Origin of the sequence: Pedobacter cryophilus (assembly GCF_005116455.1) — a bacterium.
GTDB lineage: Bacteria > Bacteroidota > Bacteroidia > Sphingobacteriales > Sphingobacteriaceae > Pseudopedobacter > Pseudopedobacter cryophilum.
Window position 1 is genome coordinate 421,472 of record NZ_SWBP01000004.1, and the last position, 20,738, is coordinate 442,209.

Annotated in this window: 18 protein-coding genes; 13 read left to right on the forward strand and 5 right to left on the reverse strand. The window is 32.8% G+C overall.

The annotated features are described in order from the left end of the window. The first annotated feature begins 8 nt into the window (after window positions 1–8). The gene (locus tag FA046_RS13375; protein ID WP_136827055.1) at window positions 9–602 is read left to right on the forward strand and encodes a riboflavin synthase; all 594 of its coding nucleotides are present in this window, start codon (window positions 9–11) and stop codon (window positions 600–602) included. A 370-nt stretch (window positions 603–972) separates the two neighbouring features. Then, window positions 973–2,199 carry a DEAD/DEAH box helicase gene (locus FA046_RS13380; protein WP_136827019.1) on the forward strand — a complete coding sequence of 409 codons (1,227 nt, stop codon included), beginning with the start codon at window positions 973–975 and terminating at the stop codon, window positions 2,197–2,199. Here the strand turns inward: FA046_RS13380 and FA046_RS13385 are convergent. From FA046_RS13385 to FA046_RS13395, 3 genes are all read right to left on the reverse strand, one after another. Next, window positions 2,196–3,554, reverse strand: a complete 1,359-nt coding sequence (locus FA046_RS13385) for a PAS domain-containing protein (RefSeq protein WP_205943654.1) — start codon at window positions 3,552–3,554, stop codon at window positions 2,196–2,198. The genes FA046_RS13380 and FA046_RS13385 overlap by 4 nt on opposite strands. 135 nt (window positions 3,555–3,689) lie before the next feature. Further along, complete coding sequence (locus FA046_RS13390; protein ID WP_136827021.1) at window positions 3,690–5,048, reverse strand: PAS domain-containing protein; 1,359 nt, start codon at window positions 5,046–5,048, stop codon at window positions 3,690–3,692. A 165-nt stretch (window positions 5,049–5,213) separates the two neighbouring features. Continuing rightward, window positions 5,214–5,744 carry a DUF2911 domain-containing protein gene (locus FA046_RS13395; protein WP_136827022.1) on the reverse strand — a complete coding sequence of 177 codons (531 nt, stop codon included), beginning with the start codon at window positions 5,742–5,744 and terminating at the stop codon, window positions 5,214–5,216. Window positions 5,745–5,998: 254 nt separating this feature from the next. Here FA046_RS13395 and FA046_RS13400 point away from each other — a divergent pair, with 254 nt between their 5' ends. Together FA046_RS13400 and FA046_RS13405 are read left to right on the forward strand one after the other, a co-directional pair. Further along, window positions 5,999–8,320, forward strand: a complete 2,322-nt coding sequence (locus tag FA046_RS13400) for a TonB-dependent receptor (RefSeq protein ID WP_136827056.1) — start codon at window positions 5,999–6,001, stop codon at window positions 8,318–8,320. A 3-nt stretch (window positions 8,321–8,323) separates the two neighbouring features. Then, on the forward strand, window positions 8,324–9,124 hold the full coding sequence (locus tag FA046_RS13405; protein WP_136827023.1) for a DUF4249 domain-containing protein: 801 nt from the start codon (window positions 8,324–8,326) through the stop codon (window positions 9,122–9,124). A 283-nt stretch (window positions 9,125–9,407) separates the two neighbouring features. Here FA046_RS13405 and FA046_RS13410 read toward each other — a convergent pair whose 3' ends face one another. Next, window positions 9,408–10,298: a polysaccharide deacetylase family protein gene (locus FA046_RS13410; protein ID WP_136827024.1), complete on the reverse strand. Its 891-nt coding sequence runs from the start codon at window positions 10,296–10,298 to the stop codon at window positions 9,408–9,410. Between the two features lie 300 nt (window positions 10,299–10,598). On the opposite strand from FA046_RS13410, the gene mutS reads away from it, so the two are divergent. From mutS to FA046_RS13450, 9 genes are all read left to right on the forward strand, one after another. Continuing rightward, the gene (gene mutS / locus FA046_RS13415) at window positions 10,599–13,211 is read left to right on the forward strand and encodes a DNA mismatch repair protein MutS (RefSeq protein ID WP_136827025.1); all 2,613 of its coding nucleotides are present in this window, start codon (window positions 10,599–10,601) and stop codon (window positions 13,209–13,211) included. Between the two features lie 2 nt (window positions 13,212–13,213). After that, on the forward strand, window positions 13,214–13,792 hold the full coding sequence (locus tag FA046_RS13420; protein WP_169303372.1) for a C40 family peptidase: 579 nt from the start codon (window positions 13,214–13,216) through the stop codon (window positions 13,790–13,792). Window positions 13,793–13,825: 33 nt separating this feature from the next. Beyond that, a complete protein-coding gene (locus FA046_RS13425; RefSeq protein WP_136827026.1) occupies window positions 13,826–14,509 on the forward strand; it encodes an AKAP7-like phosphoesterase domain-containing protein in 684 nt (227 codons plus the stop codon). 24 nt (window positions 14,510–14,533) lie between these two features. After that, on the forward strand, window positions 14,534–15,016 hold the full coding sequence (locus tag FA046_RS13430; RefSeq protein WP_136827027.1) for a TlpA disulfide reductase family protein: 483 nt from the start codon (window positions 14,534–14,536) through the stop codon (window positions 15,014–15,016). An 8-nt stretch (window positions 15,017–15,024) separates the two neighbouring features. Next, a complete protein-coding gene (locus FA046_RS13435) occupies window positions 15,025–15,633 on the forward strand; it encodes a thioredoxin family protein (protein WP_136827028.1) in 609 nt (202 codons plus the stop codon). A gap of 142 nt (window positions 15,634–15,775) precedes the next feature. Further along, a complete protein-coding gene (locus tag FA046_RS17555; protein ID WP_262709956.1) occupies window positions 15,776–15,898 on the forward strand; it encodes a hypothetical protein in 123 nt (40 codons plus the stop codon). 64 nt (window positions 15,899–15,962) lie between these two features. Then, a complete protein-coding gene (locus FA046_RS13440; protein WP_136827029.1) occupies window positions 15,963–16,931 on the forward strand; it encodes a 3'-5' exonuclease in 969 nt (322 codons plus the stop codon). 3 nt (window positions 16,932–16,934) lie between these two features. Next, on the forward strand, window positions 16,935–17,801 hold the full coding sequence (locus FA046_RS13445) for an aldose 1-epimerase family protein (RefSeq protein WP_136827030.1): 867 nt from the start codon (window positions 16,935–16,937) through the stop codon (window positions 17,799–17,801). 293 nt (window positions 17,802–18,094) lie between these two features. After that, a complete protein-coding gene (locus FA046_RS13450) occupies window positions 18,095–19,453 on the forward strand; it encodes a GH1 family beta-glucosidase (protein ID WP_136827031.1) in 1,359 nt (452 codons plus the stop codon). A gap of 7 nt (window positions 19,454–19,460) precedes the next feature. Here FA046_RS13450 and FA046_RS13455 read toward each other — a convergent pair whose 3' ends face one another. Continuing rightward, window positions 19,461–20,183 (reverse strand): class I SAM-dependent methyltransferase, encoded by a 723-nt coding sequence (locus tag FA046_RS13455; protein ID WP_136827032.1) that lies wholly within the window; start codon window positions 20,181–20,183, stop codon window positions 19,461–19,463. Window positions 20,184–20,738: the final 555 nt, after the last annotated feature.

Consider the following 20,738-nt stretch of genomic DNA (forward strand, 5'->3'; position numbering starts at 1 on the left):
ACAACGTTTTGTTTACAGGAATTATAGAAACTTTGGGTACAATAACCCAGTTACAAAAAGAGCAAAGCAATTTGCATATCACCATTCAGTCTGCTATTTCTAAAGAATTAAAAATAGACCAATCTGTTGCGCACAATGGCGTTTGTTTAACTGTGGTGGCTATAGCCGATGATATGCATACCGTAACAGCTATTGATGAAACCCTGCAAAAATCAAATATTGGTGATTTAAAAGTTGGCGATTTAGTGAATTTAGAAAGATGTATGCAAATGAATGGCCGTTTAGACGGTCACATTGTGCAAGGCCACGTAGACCAAACTGCCATTTGTATAAATTTGCAAGAAAATAACGGTAGCTGGGTTTATACTTTTGAATATGACGCCACAAACGGAAATGTAACAGTAGAAAAAGGTTCTGTTTGTGTAAACGGAATTAGTTTAACGGTTGTAAATTCAAAAGACAACTCGTTTTCTGTTGCCATTATTCCATACACTTATGAGCATACCAATTTGCAACAAGTAAAAGTAGGCGATAAAGTAAATTTAGAGTTTGATATTATTGGAAAATATGTAACCAAAATGATGGGCAAAGCATCTTATTAACTTTAATGTGTTGGGTGTTCCCCTGCGGGTCAGGCTTTTTGTTGCAATCTTTATCCCCGAAAAGGGGATAAAGGATTTCCACTTCAATCCTTAACACAAAAACCTCATCCGCCTCGGTTTGTGTCCCCACAAACCGAAATTTGGGACACAGACCACGGAAAATTCGACACAGGAAAGCATTTTGTTTGGTTGTGTTGAATAATTTAAATAAACCCGACAGCAACGGCATCCTTTTTTGCTTTTCGGCAAAAAAGATATAGTGTATGGCGGGACTATGGGAGCTTATAAACCACTGCTTTTGCTTTTCTAAGAACTCATTTCTCACAAAGAAATCTTATCCAAATTAAAAATCCCTATTTTTGCAGCTGATATGGCCACTTTAGATAAATTGAAACTGAGTAAGCAATTGCTTGCTGCGATGACTGGGAACGGATATTTGAGTCCGAAAGAGATACAAGGAAAGCTTTTTCCGAGGATTCATGGAGGGCAAGATTTGGTGGCTATTGGTCCGGATGGTTGCGGAAAAACCACAACTTGCGTACTGGCAGCGTTAAATAAAATACAGTATACCGAAGAAATTGCACCTCGTATTTTGTATTTGGTACCTGATACAGAAACTGGCGAAGCAGTTTTAGACCAGTTTCATTTATTAAACAGAAACCGTGATTTAAGAATTTTTGGGCTTTTTGCTGGTGGTTCTAGCTTAGATACCCAAGTTTTAGAAGTAACAGATGGGGTAGATATTATTGTGGCTACGCCTGATAGAGCCAGAGCGCTTTATTTAAAATTAGGTTTGAACCTCAATAAAATTTTGCTTTTTATTGTGGACGATGCCGATTTAATTATTAAAAACGGCTTACAATTGCCTACAGTAGAATTAGCCAGAGGAATCAAAAAATCGCAGTTTTTGGTGTGTTCATCTGTAATGCATGAGCGTTTAGAGAAATTATATTCCAACTTTATAAAAATCCCAAATATTATTGAGGTGGATGATTTGGGTGATAATCAGTTAAATACGGTTGATCAATTACTTTACCAAGTACCAAATTTTAGTACAAAACTGTATTTGTTAGAAATGCTTTTGGCTGATAAAGAGGTTTTTGATAAAGTGTTGGTGTTTGTAAATTCAAGATTTACTGCCGAAACGGTTTATAAAAATTTAGCTAAAGATTTTAACGATGAAGTGGCGGTTTTTAAAGCAAGTGAAATTGCAGATCAGGTGGTGAATTCGCTTTCTGATTTTAAACTGACTCCAAAACTTAGGATTTTAATTATTGCAAATGAAGATGTTTCTGATATAAATGTCTCTGAATTTCCTTGTATCATGCATTTTGATATCCCTGAAGATGAAATGGCTTATACACAAAGGGTTTTATTTAGAGAAAATACTTTAGCAGACCAATTGGCTTTAACTTTTTGTACAGATCTGGAGTTAACCACGGTAAGAAGATTAGAGCAAATTCAAGGTAAAAAAATGCAGATTATGGATTTACCTGAAGAATTGTTTATTGTAAAGGAAAACGATAAAGGAAAATCTACTGAAAAAGATTCATCTTTTGATGCTGGTGAGGCCATGAAGATTAGAAAACGCAACTAATCTTCTATCTTTTTATTGGCCACTTCTTTTACAATTTTATCGAGTTGAAACACGCTGTATCTTATTTTTTTGCAAATATCTAGTCTTTCTTCTTCGTTATCGGTCATCTCTAATAAATCTGTTAAACCTAAAAGGTTGGCAACAGGCAATCTAATGAGATGAGATTGGGTAAAAGAAATGTCTTTTAACAAGTTGTTTTGTTTAGATATAATATTTTCGGTGTTTTTCTTTTCGGTGATATCTTGTAAAATTCCTTTCACAGAAATTAATTTTCCATCTTTATAAACGGGTTCTCCGGCCACTCTTACCCATTTGTTGATATTTTTGGCAGATATAAATCTTAATTCGAGGTCAAATTTTTTTCCTTCATTTATGGTTTCATTTACCGCATTTGTAATTGTTTCTCTATCATCAGTGTGGTAGTAGGAAATGCTGATAGCTAAATCATGGTCATAAGGTTCTTCTAAATCATGAATTTCATATACTTCTTTGGTCCATTCGGTTTTAAAAGTATTGATATTGATTGTCCAACCGCCTAGTTTGGCTATTTGTGAGGTTTCTTCTAATAATTCTCTTTGATGTTGTAGTAATTCTCTGCTTTTTTTTCTTTCAGTTATATCTTTAGCAATGCACCAAATAAAAAGTTTGCCAGACTGATCATGAAATATCTTACCATTAATAGAAACTGGTATAGTTTCATTATCCTTAGTTTTAAATTCTTTCTCGTAAGAATAAGTGTTATCATTTACAATTAAATCATTGATAAATGCTTTATCGCTTTCCCAATATTCTGGTGGTGTAAATTCTATAATATTATGATGAGTTACATCTGCTTTATTAATGCCAATCATTTTGCAAAATGTTTCATTAGCATCATATAAATCTCCGTTTGGGGTATGTAATAAAATACCTAAAGAAGAGGTTTCAAACAGCGTTTTATATTTGGTTTCGCTCTCTATAAATTTTTTATGAGCACTTTTTAAAAGGTTTAAACTTTCAATTTTGTGAGAAATGTCATAACCATAACAAATCATTTCAGATGGATTATTTTGTTCATCAGTAGCTAAATAAAACTCCCACTGTGTCCAAACAAGTTTTCCTAAGTTTAGTGGTTTTCTAAGTAATACTTTTTGGTAAGTATTGGGCTGCTCAAAACATTTAGCAACGGTTTCAAAACATTTGGGATGATCATCAACATAAATAGTTAGAAGACTGCTAGTACCATAAAGTTGTTTGGGCGTGAAATTAAATATTTTTGCAAAATGAGGAGAAACATAGGTGTAATTGCCGTCTAAATCTGTTACGCAGAAATATAAAATTTCCGAATTTTTTACGTACTGGTGGGTATCCTTCATCTCAATCATCTAACAAAAATATTGTACTAAATATATGAATTAATAACAATAAGCGAATTTAATTTTGAAAAGAATATAGGGATTTTAGGAATAAAATAGATTTATTTTAAGAAGACATGCGTAATAAAAATTAGGCTAATTGTCTATTTTTTTATTTGCAAAATCGGTTACAATCTGATCTAACTGGCTTACGCTAAATTTGATTTTTTTATAAATTTCAAATCTATCTTCTTCAGATGTTATGATATCTAGTAAATTAATTAAACCTAAAACATTTGCAATGGGTAATCTAACAATATGAGATTGCGTAAAATAAAAATCTTTTAACAAAGTGTTTTGTTTATAAATGGTATTTTCTGTTAGTTTTTTTTGAGTAATGTCTTGTATAATACCTTTAAGGGCAATAATTGTGTCTGCATTATGAATAGCTCCGCCTGCAACTCTCACCCATTTATGAATTTTTTTAGCTGAAATTAGTCTTAATTCAAGATCAAATGGATGTCCAAATTTGGCAGATTTTTCTAGCGCCAGTGAAATTTTAATCTGGTCTTCCCTATGGAAAAATTCAATGCCATTAGTAATATTGTGTTTAAAATCATCTTCTAAATCATGAATTTTGTAAACCTCTTTAGTCCATTCAGTTTTTTTAGATTTTAAGTCAATATGCCAACCTCCCAATTTTGCAATATGTGCGGTTTGTTCTAATAACTCTTTTTGTTGTTTCAATAATATTTTTTGTTGTTTTCTCTCTGTAATATCCTTAATAATGCTCCAAATAAATATTTTCCCATTTTGATCTTGAAATATTTTTGGATTTACAGATATAGGAATAATTTTACCTTCGGTAGTAATAAATTCTTTTTCATAGGAAGAATTTGTTGGTTTTTTAATCAATAAATCAAAAAAAGCTTTATCTATTTCTCTAAATGTTTCAGGTGTGAATTCCGAAATATTACGGTCGGTAATATTGGTTTTAGTAATACCTACCATTTTACAAAAAACCTCGTTAGCATCGTAAATTTTGCCGTCTGGTGTATGAAGTATAATGGCCAAAATAGTAGTTTCAAACAAGGTTTGGTATTTAACCTCATTTTCATTATTTTTTTCGTTTGATGTTTTAAGTAATTTAAGATGTTGAATTTTTTCTGATACGCAACTACCAAAACAAATCATTTCTTTAGGTTGATGGTGCTCATCTGTAGCTAAATAAAATTCCCATTGGCTCCAAATTAATTTTCCGTTAGGGAAAGGTTTTCTCAAAGAAACTTTTTGATAAGTATTGGGGTTTTGATAACATTTAGTTACTGCATCTATACATTTTTGATGATCTTCTTTAAATATTGTTAACAGACTATTGGTGCCATAAGTTTTTTCAGGATCTAAATTAAAAACTTCGGCAAAATGAGGAGAAATGTAGGTGTAGTTTCCTTCTAAATCCGTTTTAATTAGATAAAGTATTTTAGAATGTTTTAAATATTGATCAAATTTTTCCATTCAGCTTAAAATAGAATTTTTTATAATTTTAATATTTGCAATAAAAAAAATGCAAATATTAAAATTGAATAATATGAAACTCTGTTTTAACGCAGAAATTCTAACCTACATAAAAAAAGTGATGCAAAATTAATTACATCACTTTTGTTGTTAAAGTAAAATTTATTATTTCACACTAAAACCAACCATTGTATTTCCCCAATAAAGATCAACTTTACCAGATTTAGAAATTTTAAAAGTCATCATTTCTGTTGCTTCTTTAGTTGTTGAAACTTTTGAGGTTACTCTTAAAGCATCGTCTGCTTCTTTGTAATTAGTATCGCCCCATTGGTTCCAGGTTTTGTTAAAAATAATGGTCCATTCTTTCTCTCCAGGGATAGTGAATATACCATATTTACCAGCAGCAAGTGTTTTGCCGTTAATTTTTACATCTTGGCTCACTTCAAATACAGTAGCTTCGTTAGCGCCTGTTCTCCATACTTTGTTAAAAGATGCTAATGTTTCCAATGCTCTTCCTTTTAAACTTGGTTGGCTGTAATCTACAGAAATGGTAGCGCCACTAGAAAGTGTTTCAGTTACTTTTGCCGGTGGGCTAGCTCTTTTGCTTTTATCTACCGGTGGTTTTGTTTGTGCATTTACAGAAAAACCGATGAACAAAATTATTGCACCGGCTAATAGAGAAATTCTTTTTTTCATAATTATTAATTTGATTTAAATGGATAAACGAATTAAAGCATTTATTGTTGGTTCAGTATGTGTTTTTTGTAAAAATATTATCACTTGTAAATTTACCATCGGTAACAATCTATTAATTTAATAAAAGGTAAAACATTTCATCAAAAATTCGATTACTATGTTTTTAACAATAGTTTTAAAAAAATGGACAATCTTTGTTACAAAATATGCAATTGGCAGTCCTACACTAAAATATTTAATAAACAGTGACTAACATAAAACGCTTCCTAACGCTTCTTTTCCTTCTCTTTTTTGTTTTAAATTTTGCTTTTGCTCAAAAAAATCCCGTTTTAAACGGTGTTTTAAAAGATGCCCTTACCGGAGAAACTTTAATAGGTGCATCTGTAAAAGTAAGCGGACCGGTTATAAACGGCACTATTACCAACGCTTATGGTTTTTATTCTTTAAGTCTGCCTTTGGGTACTTATCAAGTTACTTTTAGTTATGTAGGCTATCAAACTATTGTGAAGGAGTTAGAGTTGAAAGCTGATACGCAGATTAATTTAGATCTTTCTTCATCTAATGAATTGGCAGAAGTGGTTGTTAATGCAGTTAAAAAGAATGATAATGTATCAAACCCTCAAATGGGTGTGCAAAAATTAGATGTTAAAGAATTAAGAAACATTCCCGTACTATTTGGCGAAAGAGATATTTTAAAAACATTGCAATTATTACCCGGAATTAAATCAGCAGGAGAAGGGAATAGTGGTTTTTATGTTAGAGGTGGCTCCACCGATCAAAATTTAATTCTTTTAGACGAAGCTCCTGTTTATAATGCCTCTCATTTATTGGGCTTCTTTTCTACATTTAATTCAGATGCCATTAAAGATGTAACTGTTTATAAAGGGGGCATGCCTGCGCAATATGGTGGCAGATTATCTTCAGTTTTAGATATTAAAATGAACGATGGTAATAAAAAGGACTATACTTTTGAAGGTGGGATTGGTTTAATTTCATCGAGACTAAAGATAGAAGGGCCTTTTAAAAAGGATAAAAGTTCTTTTATGATTAGCGGAAGAAGAACTTATGCAGATGCTTTCTTAGCCTTTTCTCCCGATAGTAGCATAAAAAATAATACGCTATACTTTTATGATTTAAATGCAAAAGCCAATTACCAAATTGACGATAAAAACGTGTTATATCTTTCGGGGTATTTTGGAAGAGATAAACTAGGTTTAGGTAATACTTTTGGCTTTGAGTGGGGCAATGCAACCGGTACTTTAAGGTGGAATCACTTGTTTTCTAACCGTTTGTTTTCTAATACTTCGTTAATTTACAGCAACTATAATTACGTGATTGAGAATTTATTGGAAGACAATAATTTTAAAGTAAACTCATCAATCAGAGATTTTAATTTAAAGCAAGATTTTCAATATGCTGTTAACAGCAACCACGAAATTAGGTTTGGGGTTAATGCCATTCATCATACCATTGCCCCCGGAAAATTAACTTCGTCAGGCAATTCTAGCGTAAATGAAACAACGGTACAAAACAGAAAAGGAGTAGAATTAGCCGCTTATTTTTCTGATGAATGGAAATTGAGTGATCAAATTAATATTGTTTACGGCACAAGATTAAGCACTTTCACTTTGTTTGGTCCCGGCGATTTTAAAACTTATGATGCTGATGGAAATATTACCGATTCTAAAACCTATTCTTCTAACGAGGCTGTTAAAAGCTATCTCAATTTAGAACCAAGGGTTTCTGCAAGTTTTCAACTCAACGATGCCAAAGCCATTAAGGCATCTTACACCAGAAATACACAAAACCTACATTTAATGTCTAACTCAACGGCTACTTCGCCAACAGATTTATACATTATGAATAGTAATAATATTAAGCCAGAAATTGCAGATCAGGTGGCAACCGGATACTTTACCAATTTTAAAAATGATACTTATGAGTTTTCTGCCGAAGTTTATTATAAATGGATGCAAAACCAAATTGAGTATAGAAATGGAACAGATTTAAGAGGAAACCAAAATGTAGAAGCTGATCTTTTATATGGCGATGGTAGAGCTTATGGATTAGAACTTTTTTTGAAAAAGAGGTTTGGCGATTTTAACGGTTGGATAGGTTATACTTTAGCCAAAACAGAAAGAAAGTTTAATCAAATTAATGAGGGGAAATGGTTTGATGCCAAGCAAGATCGTACCCACGATATTTCTCTGGTAGGAATATATAAAGCCAGCACCCGTTGGACATTTTCTTCAACCTTTGTTTACAGTACAGGTAATGCAGTTACTTTCCCAAGCGGAAAATATCAATTAGGCAGTTCTACTGTGTTTTACTACACAGAAAAAAACGCTTACAGAGCACCAGATTATCACAGATTAGATTTATCAGCAACTTTAGAAGGGAAAGTTGGGAAAAAATATCAATCGAGTTGGTCTTTTGGTATTTATAATGTTTACAATAGAAAAAATGCTTTTTCAATAGATTTTAGGGAAGATCCAGAGAATGCAAACAAAACACAAGCAGTAAGAACAACCTTGTTTGGCATTATCCCTTCAGTAACCTGGAATTTTAAATTTTAACTCATGAAAAATAATAAACACTATATACTCACTTTTTTTATAGCTTTCACTTCTCTTTTTTTAAGCTCTTGCGAAGAAGTTATTGATATTAAGTTAGATAAAACCGAAGCTGTTGCAGTTATTGAAGCAAACGTAACCAATAAATTAGAACCTCAAATTATCAGACTTTCTTTAACCAAACCTTTTACAGATGATAATTCTTTGCTGCCATTAACAAATGCTTTAGTTACTGTTCAAGAAGAAAACGGACCTACTTATGTTTTTACAGAAGGTGCAAACGGAAATTATATTTCTATCCCATTTAGTGGGAAGCCAGGTAAAAAATATACTGTTCAGGTAAAAGCAAATAACAAAACTTATACGGCTCAATCTATTATGCCACAAGTTGTAATTTTAGATTCTATTACCGTTACCGAACTCACCTTTTTTGGTGATAAAAGAAAATTTACGCAGGTAAATTATCAAGATACACCTAATATTAACAATCAATATAATTATGTTCTTACCGTAAATAACGAGTTAAGAAATGCGTATTATGTTGATAGCGATAGGTTTAATGATGGAAATAAGGTAACAAATACTATTTTTAGTGATGAACCAGATTTAAAAGCTGGAGACAAAGTCACCATAGATTTTCAATGTATAGATCTAAATATTTACCGTTACTTTTTTGCCATCTCACAAATCTCAGGTAATGGTGGTCCGCCAACAGCACCTTCCAATCCCGATTCTAATTTTGATAATGGAGCTTTAGGCTATTTTAGTGCCCATACTTCACAAAAAGTAAGTGTAACTATTCCCTAAGAGTTTTAATTTTTGCGTTTCCTCAACCAAGCCAATTATTCCCATTTAACCTGATAAAAAAGCTCAGAAATAAAGGCATAAAAAAATCGTAAAATTTAGGCTAGCCATAAACTTTACGATTTTAAATCTCTGTGACCTTGGCGCTCTCCGCGGTTAAACATAAGTTTAAAACTCATCTTCAAATCAACTCATTTTCAAATTCTCTGTGATCTTTGTGCCCTCTGTGGTTAAAAATTATTCGGTGTGCATCATCTTCAAATTGAAAACCTTCAAATCAACAAACCTAATTTCTCTTCTCCCCAAAGCTATTCACCATACTGTTATGTAAAGTTTTTGAACTCCAATAGCCACTGGCAATAATTCTTCTGATGGTATATAATGGGTCGTTTTCATCTCTTTTTTCGGCCAGTATAAATGCAGATTTAAAGCCTCTTTTCTTTAATTCGGGAATAGCTTCTTTATTCCACAAACCAAACGGATAAGCAAAGTAATCCATCTTTTTGCCTGTAATTTCTTCTAATTTTTTACTTGGCTTTTCTATTTGTGTAACCCAATCTTCGGCAACATATTTTTTAACGTTTTTATGATCGTAAGTGTGGCTACCAATTACGTTTCCATCATCAGAAAGCGCTTTAATATCTTCTTTACTCATGTAATGAACTTTGCCATTTCTACCAATAGAAACTGTCATAATAAAATAAACCCCTTTAAAGCCGTATTTTTTTAATTCTTTGGCGCCAACTTCAAATTGATCATAATCGGTATCATCAAAAGTAAACATCACTGGTTTTGCTGGTAGCGGATCTCCATAAACTAAATAATTGTATAGTTGATCGGGTAAAATGCTATTATAGCCACTATCGGCAAGCATTTTTACATGATCTTTAAACGTCTTTACCGGAATAATATAATCTTTTGCCGATTGTGAATCCGTTGCTTTCCAATCTCTTATTTGGTGGTAACATAAAATTGGAACTTGCTTACGGGCCAATATAGTTACCGCATCAGCAGGTTTTTTACCTTCATGGTTGACAGGTTGCGCTGCTTTAACTTCGGTTTTTACTGCTACAGAATCACCTGATTGATTTACATTTGCTGTTTTAGAACTTGATGAAGTACATGCTGCTGAAAATACAAGCGCTGAAAAGCTAAGGATATTGAATATTTTTTTCATGAAATGGTGTTGAAATTTGAATGCGAAATTATAAGAATTCTACTTAATATTTTTTTGTTTTTTGCACAAGCTTAACTATAATAAACTTGGGTGAAGCGGCAGCTTTTAAAGCTAATTTACAGCTTTAAAACTACAGCGGAAAACAAGACTATCGGTACTTAAATGTGATGAATTTGCTTTTCAAAAAAAACTTAAAACTTAATACTTACCACTTATCACTTTCAACAATCATCAAATTTTCAACAATTCTAATCCACTTGCTTTAATTTATAACTTTGCAACACCTAACTTTATTACTCATTGGCAAAAAATAACGACAAAGAAACTCCTTTAATGACTCAATATAACGAGATTAAGACCAAATATCCTGGTGCTTTATTGTTATTTAGAGTTGGCGATTTTTACGAAACCTTTGGAGCCGATGCCATAAAAGCCTCTCAAATTTTAGGAATTGTTTTAACCAAAAGAGCTAACGGATCTGCTTCTCATATAGAGTTAGCAGGTTTTCCGCATCATTCCATAGAAACGTACTTGCCAAAACTGGTGCGAGCCGGACAAAGGGTGGCCATTTGTGATCAGTTAGAAGATCCAAAAACTGTTAAAGGAATTGTAAAACGGGGGGTAACCGAATTGGTTACACCAGGCGTAGCTTATAGCGATAACATTGTTCAACAAAAGTCTAACAATTACTTAGCTACTTTGCATTTTGAAAAGCAAAGTATTGGGGTATCATTTTTAGATATTTCTACCGGCGAGTTTTTGGTGGCTCAAGGCAATGCCGAATATATTGATAAGCTTTTGCAAGGTTTTAAACCTAGCGAAGTAGTTTTTTCAAAAGCCAAAAGCAAAGATTTTACCGAAGAATTTGGAACTAACTTTTACACCTATACTTTAGATGATTGGGCTTTTAGTGCAGATTATGCTCAAGAAACCCTGCTTAAGCATTTTGAAGTAAAATCTTTAAAAGGTTTTGGTATTGAAAAGTTAAACTTGGGAATTGTTGCCGCCGGAGTAGCCTTACATTATTTAAATGAAACGGAGCATAGGCAGCTGCAACACATCAGCAATATTTCTAGAATTGAGGAAGACCGCTACATGTGGTTGGATAGGTTTACCGTTAGAAATTTAGAGTTAATTGGCTCGCCAAATGAAAACGGTAAAACTTTAATAGATGTTTTAGACCGAACTTCTTGTGCCATGGGTGCCCGTATGTTGCGTAAGTGGATGGTAATGCCGCTTAAAAATCAAAAACCTATTCAAGAGCGATTAAATGTGGTTCAGTTTTTTTATGATGAATCAGATTTAAAGGCAAAATTGCAGAATTATATTCGGCAGATTGGCGATTTAGAAAGGTTGATTTCTAAAATTGGCCTACAAAAAACCAATCCACGAGAAATTGTTCAATTAATAAGAGCTTTAACGGCCATTGCCGAAGTAAAAAATATTTGTGATGCTGTTAATCAGGATTCGGTGAAACGAATTTCAGAGCAAATTAATTTATGTGCATCTGTACTTCAAAAAATTGAAAGAGAATTACAGCCCGATCCACCTGTGCAACTCAATAAAGGCAAAGTAATGGCCGATGGTTTAGATCAAGATTTAGACCGATTGAGAAAAATTGCTTTTGGTGGCAAGGATTATTTGTTAGAATTGCAAAAAAATGAAGCGGTAAATACAGGGATTAGTTCTTTAAAAATAGCATTTAACAATGTTTTTGGCTATTATTTAGAGGTTTCTAATACACACAAAGATAAGGTGCCAAAAGAATGGATCAGAAAACAAACTTTGGTAAATGCCGAACGTTACATCACACCTGAACTAAAAGAATACGAAGACCAAATTTTAGGTGCCGAGGAGAAAATTCTAGCCATAGAAACTCGTTTGTTTACAGATTTGGTGGCCAGCATTGCCGAGTTTATTAAACCTATTCAGCTTAATTCTTATTTAATTGCACAATTAGATGTGTTGTTATGCTTTGCAGAAACTGCGCAAAAAAATCACTACGTAAAACCTACCGTAAATAATACCAAACTGTTGGATATTAAAGGTGGCCGGCATCCGGTGATTGAGCAAAATTTGCCTTTAGGCGATGAATACATCACCAATAGTGTCTATTTAGATAATGATTCTCAACAAATCATCATTATTACTGGTCCTAACATGGCGGGTAAATCTGCTTTGTTAAGGCAAACAGGTTTAATTGTTTTGATGGCACAAATGGGCAGTTTTGTGCCTGCTAAAGAAGCTTCTATTGGTATTGTAGATAAAATTTTCACTAGAGTTGGCGCTTCTGATAATCTTTCTAGCGGCGAATCTACTTTTATGGTAGAAATGAACGAAACAGCAAGTATCTTAAATAATTTATCAGACAGGAGTTTGATTTTATTAGATGAGATTGGAAGAGGAACATCCACTTATGATGGAATTTCTATTGCTTGGTCTATTGCAGAATATTTACATAACCATCCATCGGCGAAAGCCAAAACACTTTTTGCGACCCATTACCACGAATTAAATGAGTTATCTAATTCTTTTAACAGGATAAAAAACTTTAATGTTTCTGTTAAGGAAGTAGGTAATAAAGTAATTTTTTTAAGAAAATTAGTTCCCGGTGGGAGCGAGCATAGTTTTGGAATTCATGTAGCTAAAATGGCCGGAATGCCTGCCGCTATTTTAAAAAGAGCAAACGAAATTCTAAAAAGATTAGAAAATGAACGCACTGGTGGCGAACATGTGAAAGCCAGTTTAATGAAAATGCAAAAGCAGGCGGTTCAATTGCAAATGTTTTCTTTAGACGATCCGGTTTTGATAAAAATTAGAGATGTTTTAAATAATTTGGATGTAAACACCTTAACGCCTGTAGAAGCGTTAATGAAGTTGGATGAAATTCAAAAAGTGTTAAAAAATTCTTGATAATGAATAAAATTATTGCTCTAGATCAATTAAAAACCACAAAATTTAACCTCAGCTCATACATTAAACTTGTTTTTCTCTTCATTCTTTTTGCCTTAGCTATTACTTCCTGTAAATCAAAAAAAGTATTAGTTCCAAAATCTGGCTTCGAAAAACCTTCTCCAAAAATTGTCAAAAAATATTCAGAATTAATGGATGTTTCAAAAAAAGCGATTAGAAATGGTAAATTATATGGTTTTATTGATGATTGGCAGGGAACTAAATATCAGTATGGCGGCTTAAGTAAAAGAGGGGTGGATTGTTCAGGCTTGGTATATCTAGCTTTTAAAGATGTTTATGAAAAGGAAATTCCTAGAATAACCAGTCAGCAAGTAGAGGCAATTAAAAGAAAATATGAGGGCCAGTTAAAAGAAGGCGATTTGGTTTTCTTTGATTATGAAGGTAAAAAATTTAGCCATGTAGGTATTTATCTTCAAAATGGCTTCTACTTTCATGCAAGTACCAGTAAAGGAGTGATGGTTGCAAAATTAAAAGATCCTTATACTTATAAATATTTTTCTAGAGGCGGTACTGTTAAATAAATCAGGAGATTTTAACTCTTAGCGCTATTGAATATGAATTTAAATAAGCATTATGAAGAAATGTGGTCTAAATCTTTGGAGAAATTCGAAAGAAATGAATTTCAAATTGACCCACAAATTGATTCAAGCGATGATTTAAGGAGAGGAGTTACGCTTTTAATCAGGCCAAGTGAGCTTGTTAAAACAGAAATTTCAAATTTCATTAATGATTTAAAAATTATTGAACCTCATCAATATTACTACCCTTCTAGTGATATTCATATTACGGTGATGTCTATTATTTCTTGCTATTCTGGATTTTATTTAGGCGATATTAACATCAAAGATTATGAGGAACTAATCGCCTTGAGCTTAAAAAATTTAAGGAATGAGCAAATTAAATTTAAAGGATTAACCGCTTCGCCTTCTTGTTTAATGCTGAAAGGATTTGCTGCAAACAATCAAATAAACCTTCTTAGAGATAATTTAAGAGTTAATTTCAACCAAACTAATTTAAATTCTTCCTTAGACAGTCGATATGAAATTCAGTCTATTCATGCTACAATTGTTCGGTTTAAAACTGAAATAAAAAATAAGAAAGCATTTTTGGAATTGCTGGAAAAATACCGAGATTTTGATTTCGGTACTTTTGAGGTAGAACATTATGAATTTGTTTTTAATGATTGGTATCAAAAAAAGGAGTTTACTAAAATTTTAAATATATTCAGACCTTTATAATTCATCAGTTAAAGTAATAAAATAATGAAAATAAAACTCATTTTCTTTAGCTTAATCTTGTTAGTTAACTCAAAAACAATATCTGCTCAAGTAAAGTTATTAAGTTTAAATCAACTCGAAAATAGAATAGAATTAGGCAAAGACACGGTGTTTGTGGTGAATTTTTGGGCTACTTGGTGTGCACCTTGTATAAAAGAATTGCCAAATTTCGAACAATTGGGAAGGCAATATCAAAACCAACCATTAAAAGTAATTTTGGTGAGTTTAGATTTTAAATCAAAATTAGAGAAAGTTGTAAACCCTTTTGTAAAGAGAAATAAACTAAAATCAGAATTATATTTGTTAAACGAAAAGTCAGAACAAGATTATATAGATAAAATCAGTAAAACATGGTCGGGTTCATTACCAGCCACTTTAATAATCAACAACAAAAAGAAAACAAGAAATTTTTATGAACAAGAATTTACTTGGGAAGAAATAGAAAAAGTATATTTAACAAACAAATAATCAGTACAATGAAAAAATTATTAATGGTATTGCTTATTGCACTTTCTGGAATTGCAAAAGCTCAAACGGGTTATAAAATTGGAGACATCGCTACAGATTTTAACCTCAAAAATGTTGATAATAAGATGATTTCAATGGCAAATTATAAGGAAGCAAAAGGTTTTTTTGTGATTTTTCATTGTAATCAATGTCCTTATTCTAAAGCTTACGAGAGTAGAATAATTGCCTTAAACGCTAAATACGCTTCAAAAGGCTTGCCTGTGATGACAATCAATCCTAATGATCCAGCCATAAACCCCGAAGATTCATTCGAGAATATGAAAATCAGGGCAAAACAAGAAAAATATACTTTTCCATATTTGGTAGATGATTCTCAAGACATTGCTAAAGCTTATGGAGCAAAAGCAACGCCCCATGTTTATTTGCTAAAGAAAACCGATAAAGGGTTAGTGGTTTCTTACATTGGCGCTATAGATAACGATACAGAAAATGTAAATGATGCAAAAATTAAATATGCAGAAAACGCAGCAGAGGCACTTTTAGCAGGTAAAGAAATAGAGTTAACGCAAACTAAAGCTATTGGTTGTTCTATAAAATGGAAAAAAACTGCTCAGTAAATGCCATTTATATTTCTGAGGCAAAGCTCATTGAGGAAACTTAATGAGCTTTGTTTGTTTAGCAACAGAATTAAAGCACCAAAAACTTCTTTGCTTAACTAAAATTCCCGACCTTCATGTTTATAATTTTATTTAAAATTTAATGGAAAAAGACAAATCAAACTACTCATTTTGGGGTAAATACAAGCAATATGCCGGTAACGAAATTATGCTGTACGCCATTATGATAATTGGCATTATACTTGGCTTAATCATTTTTAGTTAAATTAAATAATTAACCATCGCATTTTGTCTTAAACCTCATATCTCACTTTATTACACCTTATTAAATGAAACTTAATTTAAAGCGTCCATTAGCTTTTTTTGATTTAGAAGCAACAGGTATCAACGTAGCTTCAGATCGTATAGTAGAAATCTCCATTTTAAAAGCGATGCCTTCTGGCGATGAGGAAATCAAAACCCTCAAAATCAAACCTCTTATCCCAATACCTTTAGAGTCATCTTTAATTCATGGCATTTATGATGAAGATGTAATAGATGCACCAACCTTCAAAGAGGTAGCACAAGAAATTATAGATTTTTTAGCTGATGCCGATTTAGCCGGTTACAACTCCAATAAATTTGATATTCCAATGCTTTTAGAAGAATTTTTAAGAGTAGGAATCAATTTTGAGATTGAACACCGCAAGTTTGTTGATGTGCAAAATATCTTCCACCAAATGGAACAACGAACTTTAAGAGCAGCATACAAATTTTATTGTGGTAAAGATATCATCAATGCTCACTCTGCCGAAGCTGATATTAAAGCCACTTATGAAGTACTCCTTTCTCAAATAGAAAAATATGAAGGTAAAGATTGGGAGAATAAAAAAGGAGTCATTTCACAGCCAGTAAAAAACGATGTAGAATCATTACACATATTTACTAACCTAAATAAACCGGTTGATTTTGCAGGGAGAATGGTTTTTAATGACGAAAACCAACCTATATTTAATTTCGGGAAACACAAAGGAAAAACTCTTTTTCAGGTTTTTGATGAAGAACCAAGCTATTATTCTTGGATGATGAATGGTGATTTCCCTCTTTACACTAAAAATAGGTTAGATAAATTTTGGCAACAACACAAAGAAAAAAGAAATGAAGCTAGGCAAAAACCAAAGCCAGTAGAAATTCAACAAAAACCTAAGCCCGTACAACAGCAAAAAACTGTAGAACCTCAAAAAGTAAAAGAAGAAGAGGTTTCTCCAGCCAATGATGATATGCTGAAAATGTTAGCCAACAAGTTCAAAAAAATATAAATTATGGTAGTTTTAGAAAACGATGAATTAAAAGTTACCCTAAGTTCAAGAGGAGCGGAGCTACTTTCTATAATAGATAAAAAGGATCAAACAGATTACATTTGGAAAGCCGATCCTGCTATTTGGCCTTTTAATGCACCAAATTTGTTTCCTATAGTTGGCGCTTTAAATAACGAAGCTTTATCTGTAAACGGAAATTCATATCCTCTTAGTCGTCATGGTTTTGCTCGTACAAGTATCTTCAGAAGAATAGAATCTGCGCCTCAGCAAGCAGTTTTTGAGCTCAGGTATAATGATGAAACACTCAAAAATTATCCGTACAAATTCGAGTTTCAGGTAATTTATCATTTAACCGGTCGATCGTTAAATATCCTTTATAAAGTCATCAATATGGATGATCAAACCATATATTTCTCTATCGGCGCTCATCCTGGTTTTAATGTGCCGTTAAATGCAGATGGAAACTTCAATGATTATTATATCGAGTTTGAAACCCAAGAAGAATTAATCACTCATCAGCTTACAGAAAAAGGTTTATTCAATAAACAAACAGCAACTATCCCTACAAATGGTAATATATTACCATTAGAGATGTCTCTTTTTGATAATGACGCCTTGGTTTTCAAAAATTTAAAATCAAGATCAGTCACTCTAAAAAGTACAACAACCAGCAAACAGGTAAAATTAGATTTTCCTCACTTCAATTATTTAGGCTTATGGTCTAAAAAAGATGCGCCATTTATTTGTATCGAGCCTTGGTTAGGTTGTGCAGATACAGACGGAGAGTTTAAAGATATTTCTCAAAAAGAAGCCATATTAAACTTAAAACACGGTCATGTTTTTGAAACCGATTTTAGTATTACCGTTTAAAGATTAATAATTTTGTGTGTTAAATGATTAATAGGTTCTGTCAACTGCTTTAGCTCAACTTATACTTAACAAAAACTTATCATACAATATATATACAGTTTATCCTAAAGTATTACTTTTAAATAAGTAATAACTGATATGAAACTGTTCCAATTCTTTATTCAACTAACAAATAAATTAAAAGAGCGTTTATTCCTAAGCAGAATGAAGGCTCTTTTTTCACATTAAGGCTTAGTTTTTTGAAAACTGCTTAAATTGAACGTATTTTGCAAGCTTAAGCTTGTAAATCCTACATGACAAATCCTTCCACCCCACAAAATTTATTAAAAAAAGAAAATTTCGGTCCGCATTTTAAATGGGGAGTTTCTGTTGCGGCTTATCAAATTGAAGGCGCTCATGATGCAGATGGAAAAGGACTATCTATTTGGGATGTTTTTACAAACACAAAAGGAAAAATCAAAGATGCCCAACATGGTAATATCGCCTGCAACTTTTATAATTCTTATCAGGATGATATTACGCTGGTCAAAAAGCTCAACATTCCTAATTTCAGATTTTCTATTTCTTGGTCTCGTATCCTACCACAAGGTACCGGCAAAATAAATCAAGCTGGTTTAGATTATTATAATTCAGTAATTAACCATTGTATAGAATTAGGAATAGAACCTTGGCTTACGCTCTACCATTGGGATTTACCTCACGAGTTAGAGAAAAAAGGAGGGTGGACAAATAGAGAAGTCATCCAATGGTTTCAAGAATTTGTGGAAATATGCGCCATTAACTTTGGCGATCGAGTAAAAAACTGGATGGTCATGAATGAGCCGGTTGTCTTTACCGGAGCCGGATATTTTTTAGGTTTACATGCCCCGGGCAAAAGAGGAATGAAAAATTTTTTGCCTGCAATACATTATACCACACTTTCTATTGCTGCCGGCGCAAGAGTGTTAAGAAAAATTTATCCTGACTCAAATATCGGAACCACCTTTTCTTGTTCTCACATTCAACCTTACAGAAATGTCCCTCGAGATCACCGAGCCGTAGATAGGGTAGATGCATTATTAAATAGATTATATATAGAGCCATTATTAGGTTTAGGTTATCCCGATAAAGAATTGCCAGTTTTAAAGGGAATAAAAAAATTCATGCTTCCGCAAGATGAAAAAGACATGATCTTTGATTTTGATTTCATCGGCATTCAAAATTACACCAGAGAAATCATTAAGAATTCATGGCTTATGCCATATTTAAGCGCATCATTAGTAAAAGCCGAGAAAAGAAATGTGCCCATTACCACAATGAAATGGGAAATATATCCCGAGGCCATTTACCAAATGATCAAAAAATTCAATCAATACCCGCAAATCAAAAAATTAATGATTACCGAGAATGGTGCTGCTTTTCCTGATATCTTAACAGATGGTAAAATTCTCGATCATCAAAGAACTCAATACATACAAGATAATTTAAGTCAAGTCCTCCGAGCAAAAAACGAAGGTTATAATGTAGAAGGCTATTTTGTATGGACACTAACAGATAACTTCGAATGGGCCGAAGGTTATCATCCTCGCTTCGGATTAATTCATATAGATTTTCAAACCCAAAAAAGAACAATCAAAGAATCAGGCAATTGGTACGCCAATTTCCTGAAATAATCACTAATTAATCTTCCTTCTGCAAAGGAGAAGGGCTGGGGATGAGGCTCAACCTGCCCAAATAATGATCATCCTCATCCTGATAAATAATCTGCAAACTCCAACCACACTCTAAAGCAATTTTATTCATCAATTCCTCATCTATATATAACCAAGAAAACCAATCTCCTTTTTCCTTCTCATATTCATATTGATAATCAATCTCTCCATAATAGCTTTCTTTTTCCGGTTCTCCATCTTCATATAAATAAGCTACGTCAGAAGAATCAAATAAAATCTGTCCATCAGGTAAAAGTAAATCCTTAGCATGATTTAAAAACAATTTCAAATCTTCCACATACCCGCAAAAACCAATACCATTCATCATCATTAATAGCGTATCAAATTTGCGATCCTTAAAAGTCATCACATCCTGATGAACAATATCCTTCACGCCACGTAGCTGCATTACCTCACAAGCACCTGCAGATTGCTCAATAGCAGTCACCTTAAAACCATTACGTTGTAGAATCACACTATGCGTACCAGTTCCAGCTCCAATATCTAAAATATCACCCTTACACAAGTTCAAAGCAAAAATCTCTACATCAGGCATATCTTCTTCTGTTCTAAAAAAAGAATCAACCGGTAGTTCCTCAGCCTCTCCATAATTATTATGAAGCCAAACATGTCCCTCAAACTTGTTAAAATAGAAATCCTTCAAGAAGGAACCATAAACATCAATATTCATTCAATAAATATCTAAAAGTATATTCAACTTCAAACCATTTAATAGCAATAATTAGTAATAACTTACCTAAACGCCTGAATCAATACTAAGTAAGGTTAAATTTTAGAAAAGCAAATACAGCACATATATATAAGGTTAGTCTGGCTGTCCACTCATACCCCATAGGCCTTAATCACAAGGGCTGGTATCCGTTTCCATCCAGTTTATAAACACAGGTCAGTGCATTTCAACGCTCAAAAAAACCTATAGCAACAGTAAAAATCAGGAAAAGTAAACTTTTTCAATCAGATTGACAGGGAGTTATGTAAGGAGTAATAAAAAGGAGATAATAATAGTTGCGAGATAAATAAAAAAGTTACACCTTTGCACTCCGCAATCGCAAGGAAGGCGGGGGATTGAAAAGAGAGAGAAGCTTAATAAGGATAGGAAAAAAGATAATTTTCGACTTGAAATAAAAAGCAAAAAAAGATTAGGAAGTAACAAAAATAAGTTACATCTTTGCACCCCGGTCAAACGGGAAGGAAAACCTTAAGGAGCGATTCTAAGAGGAATAAA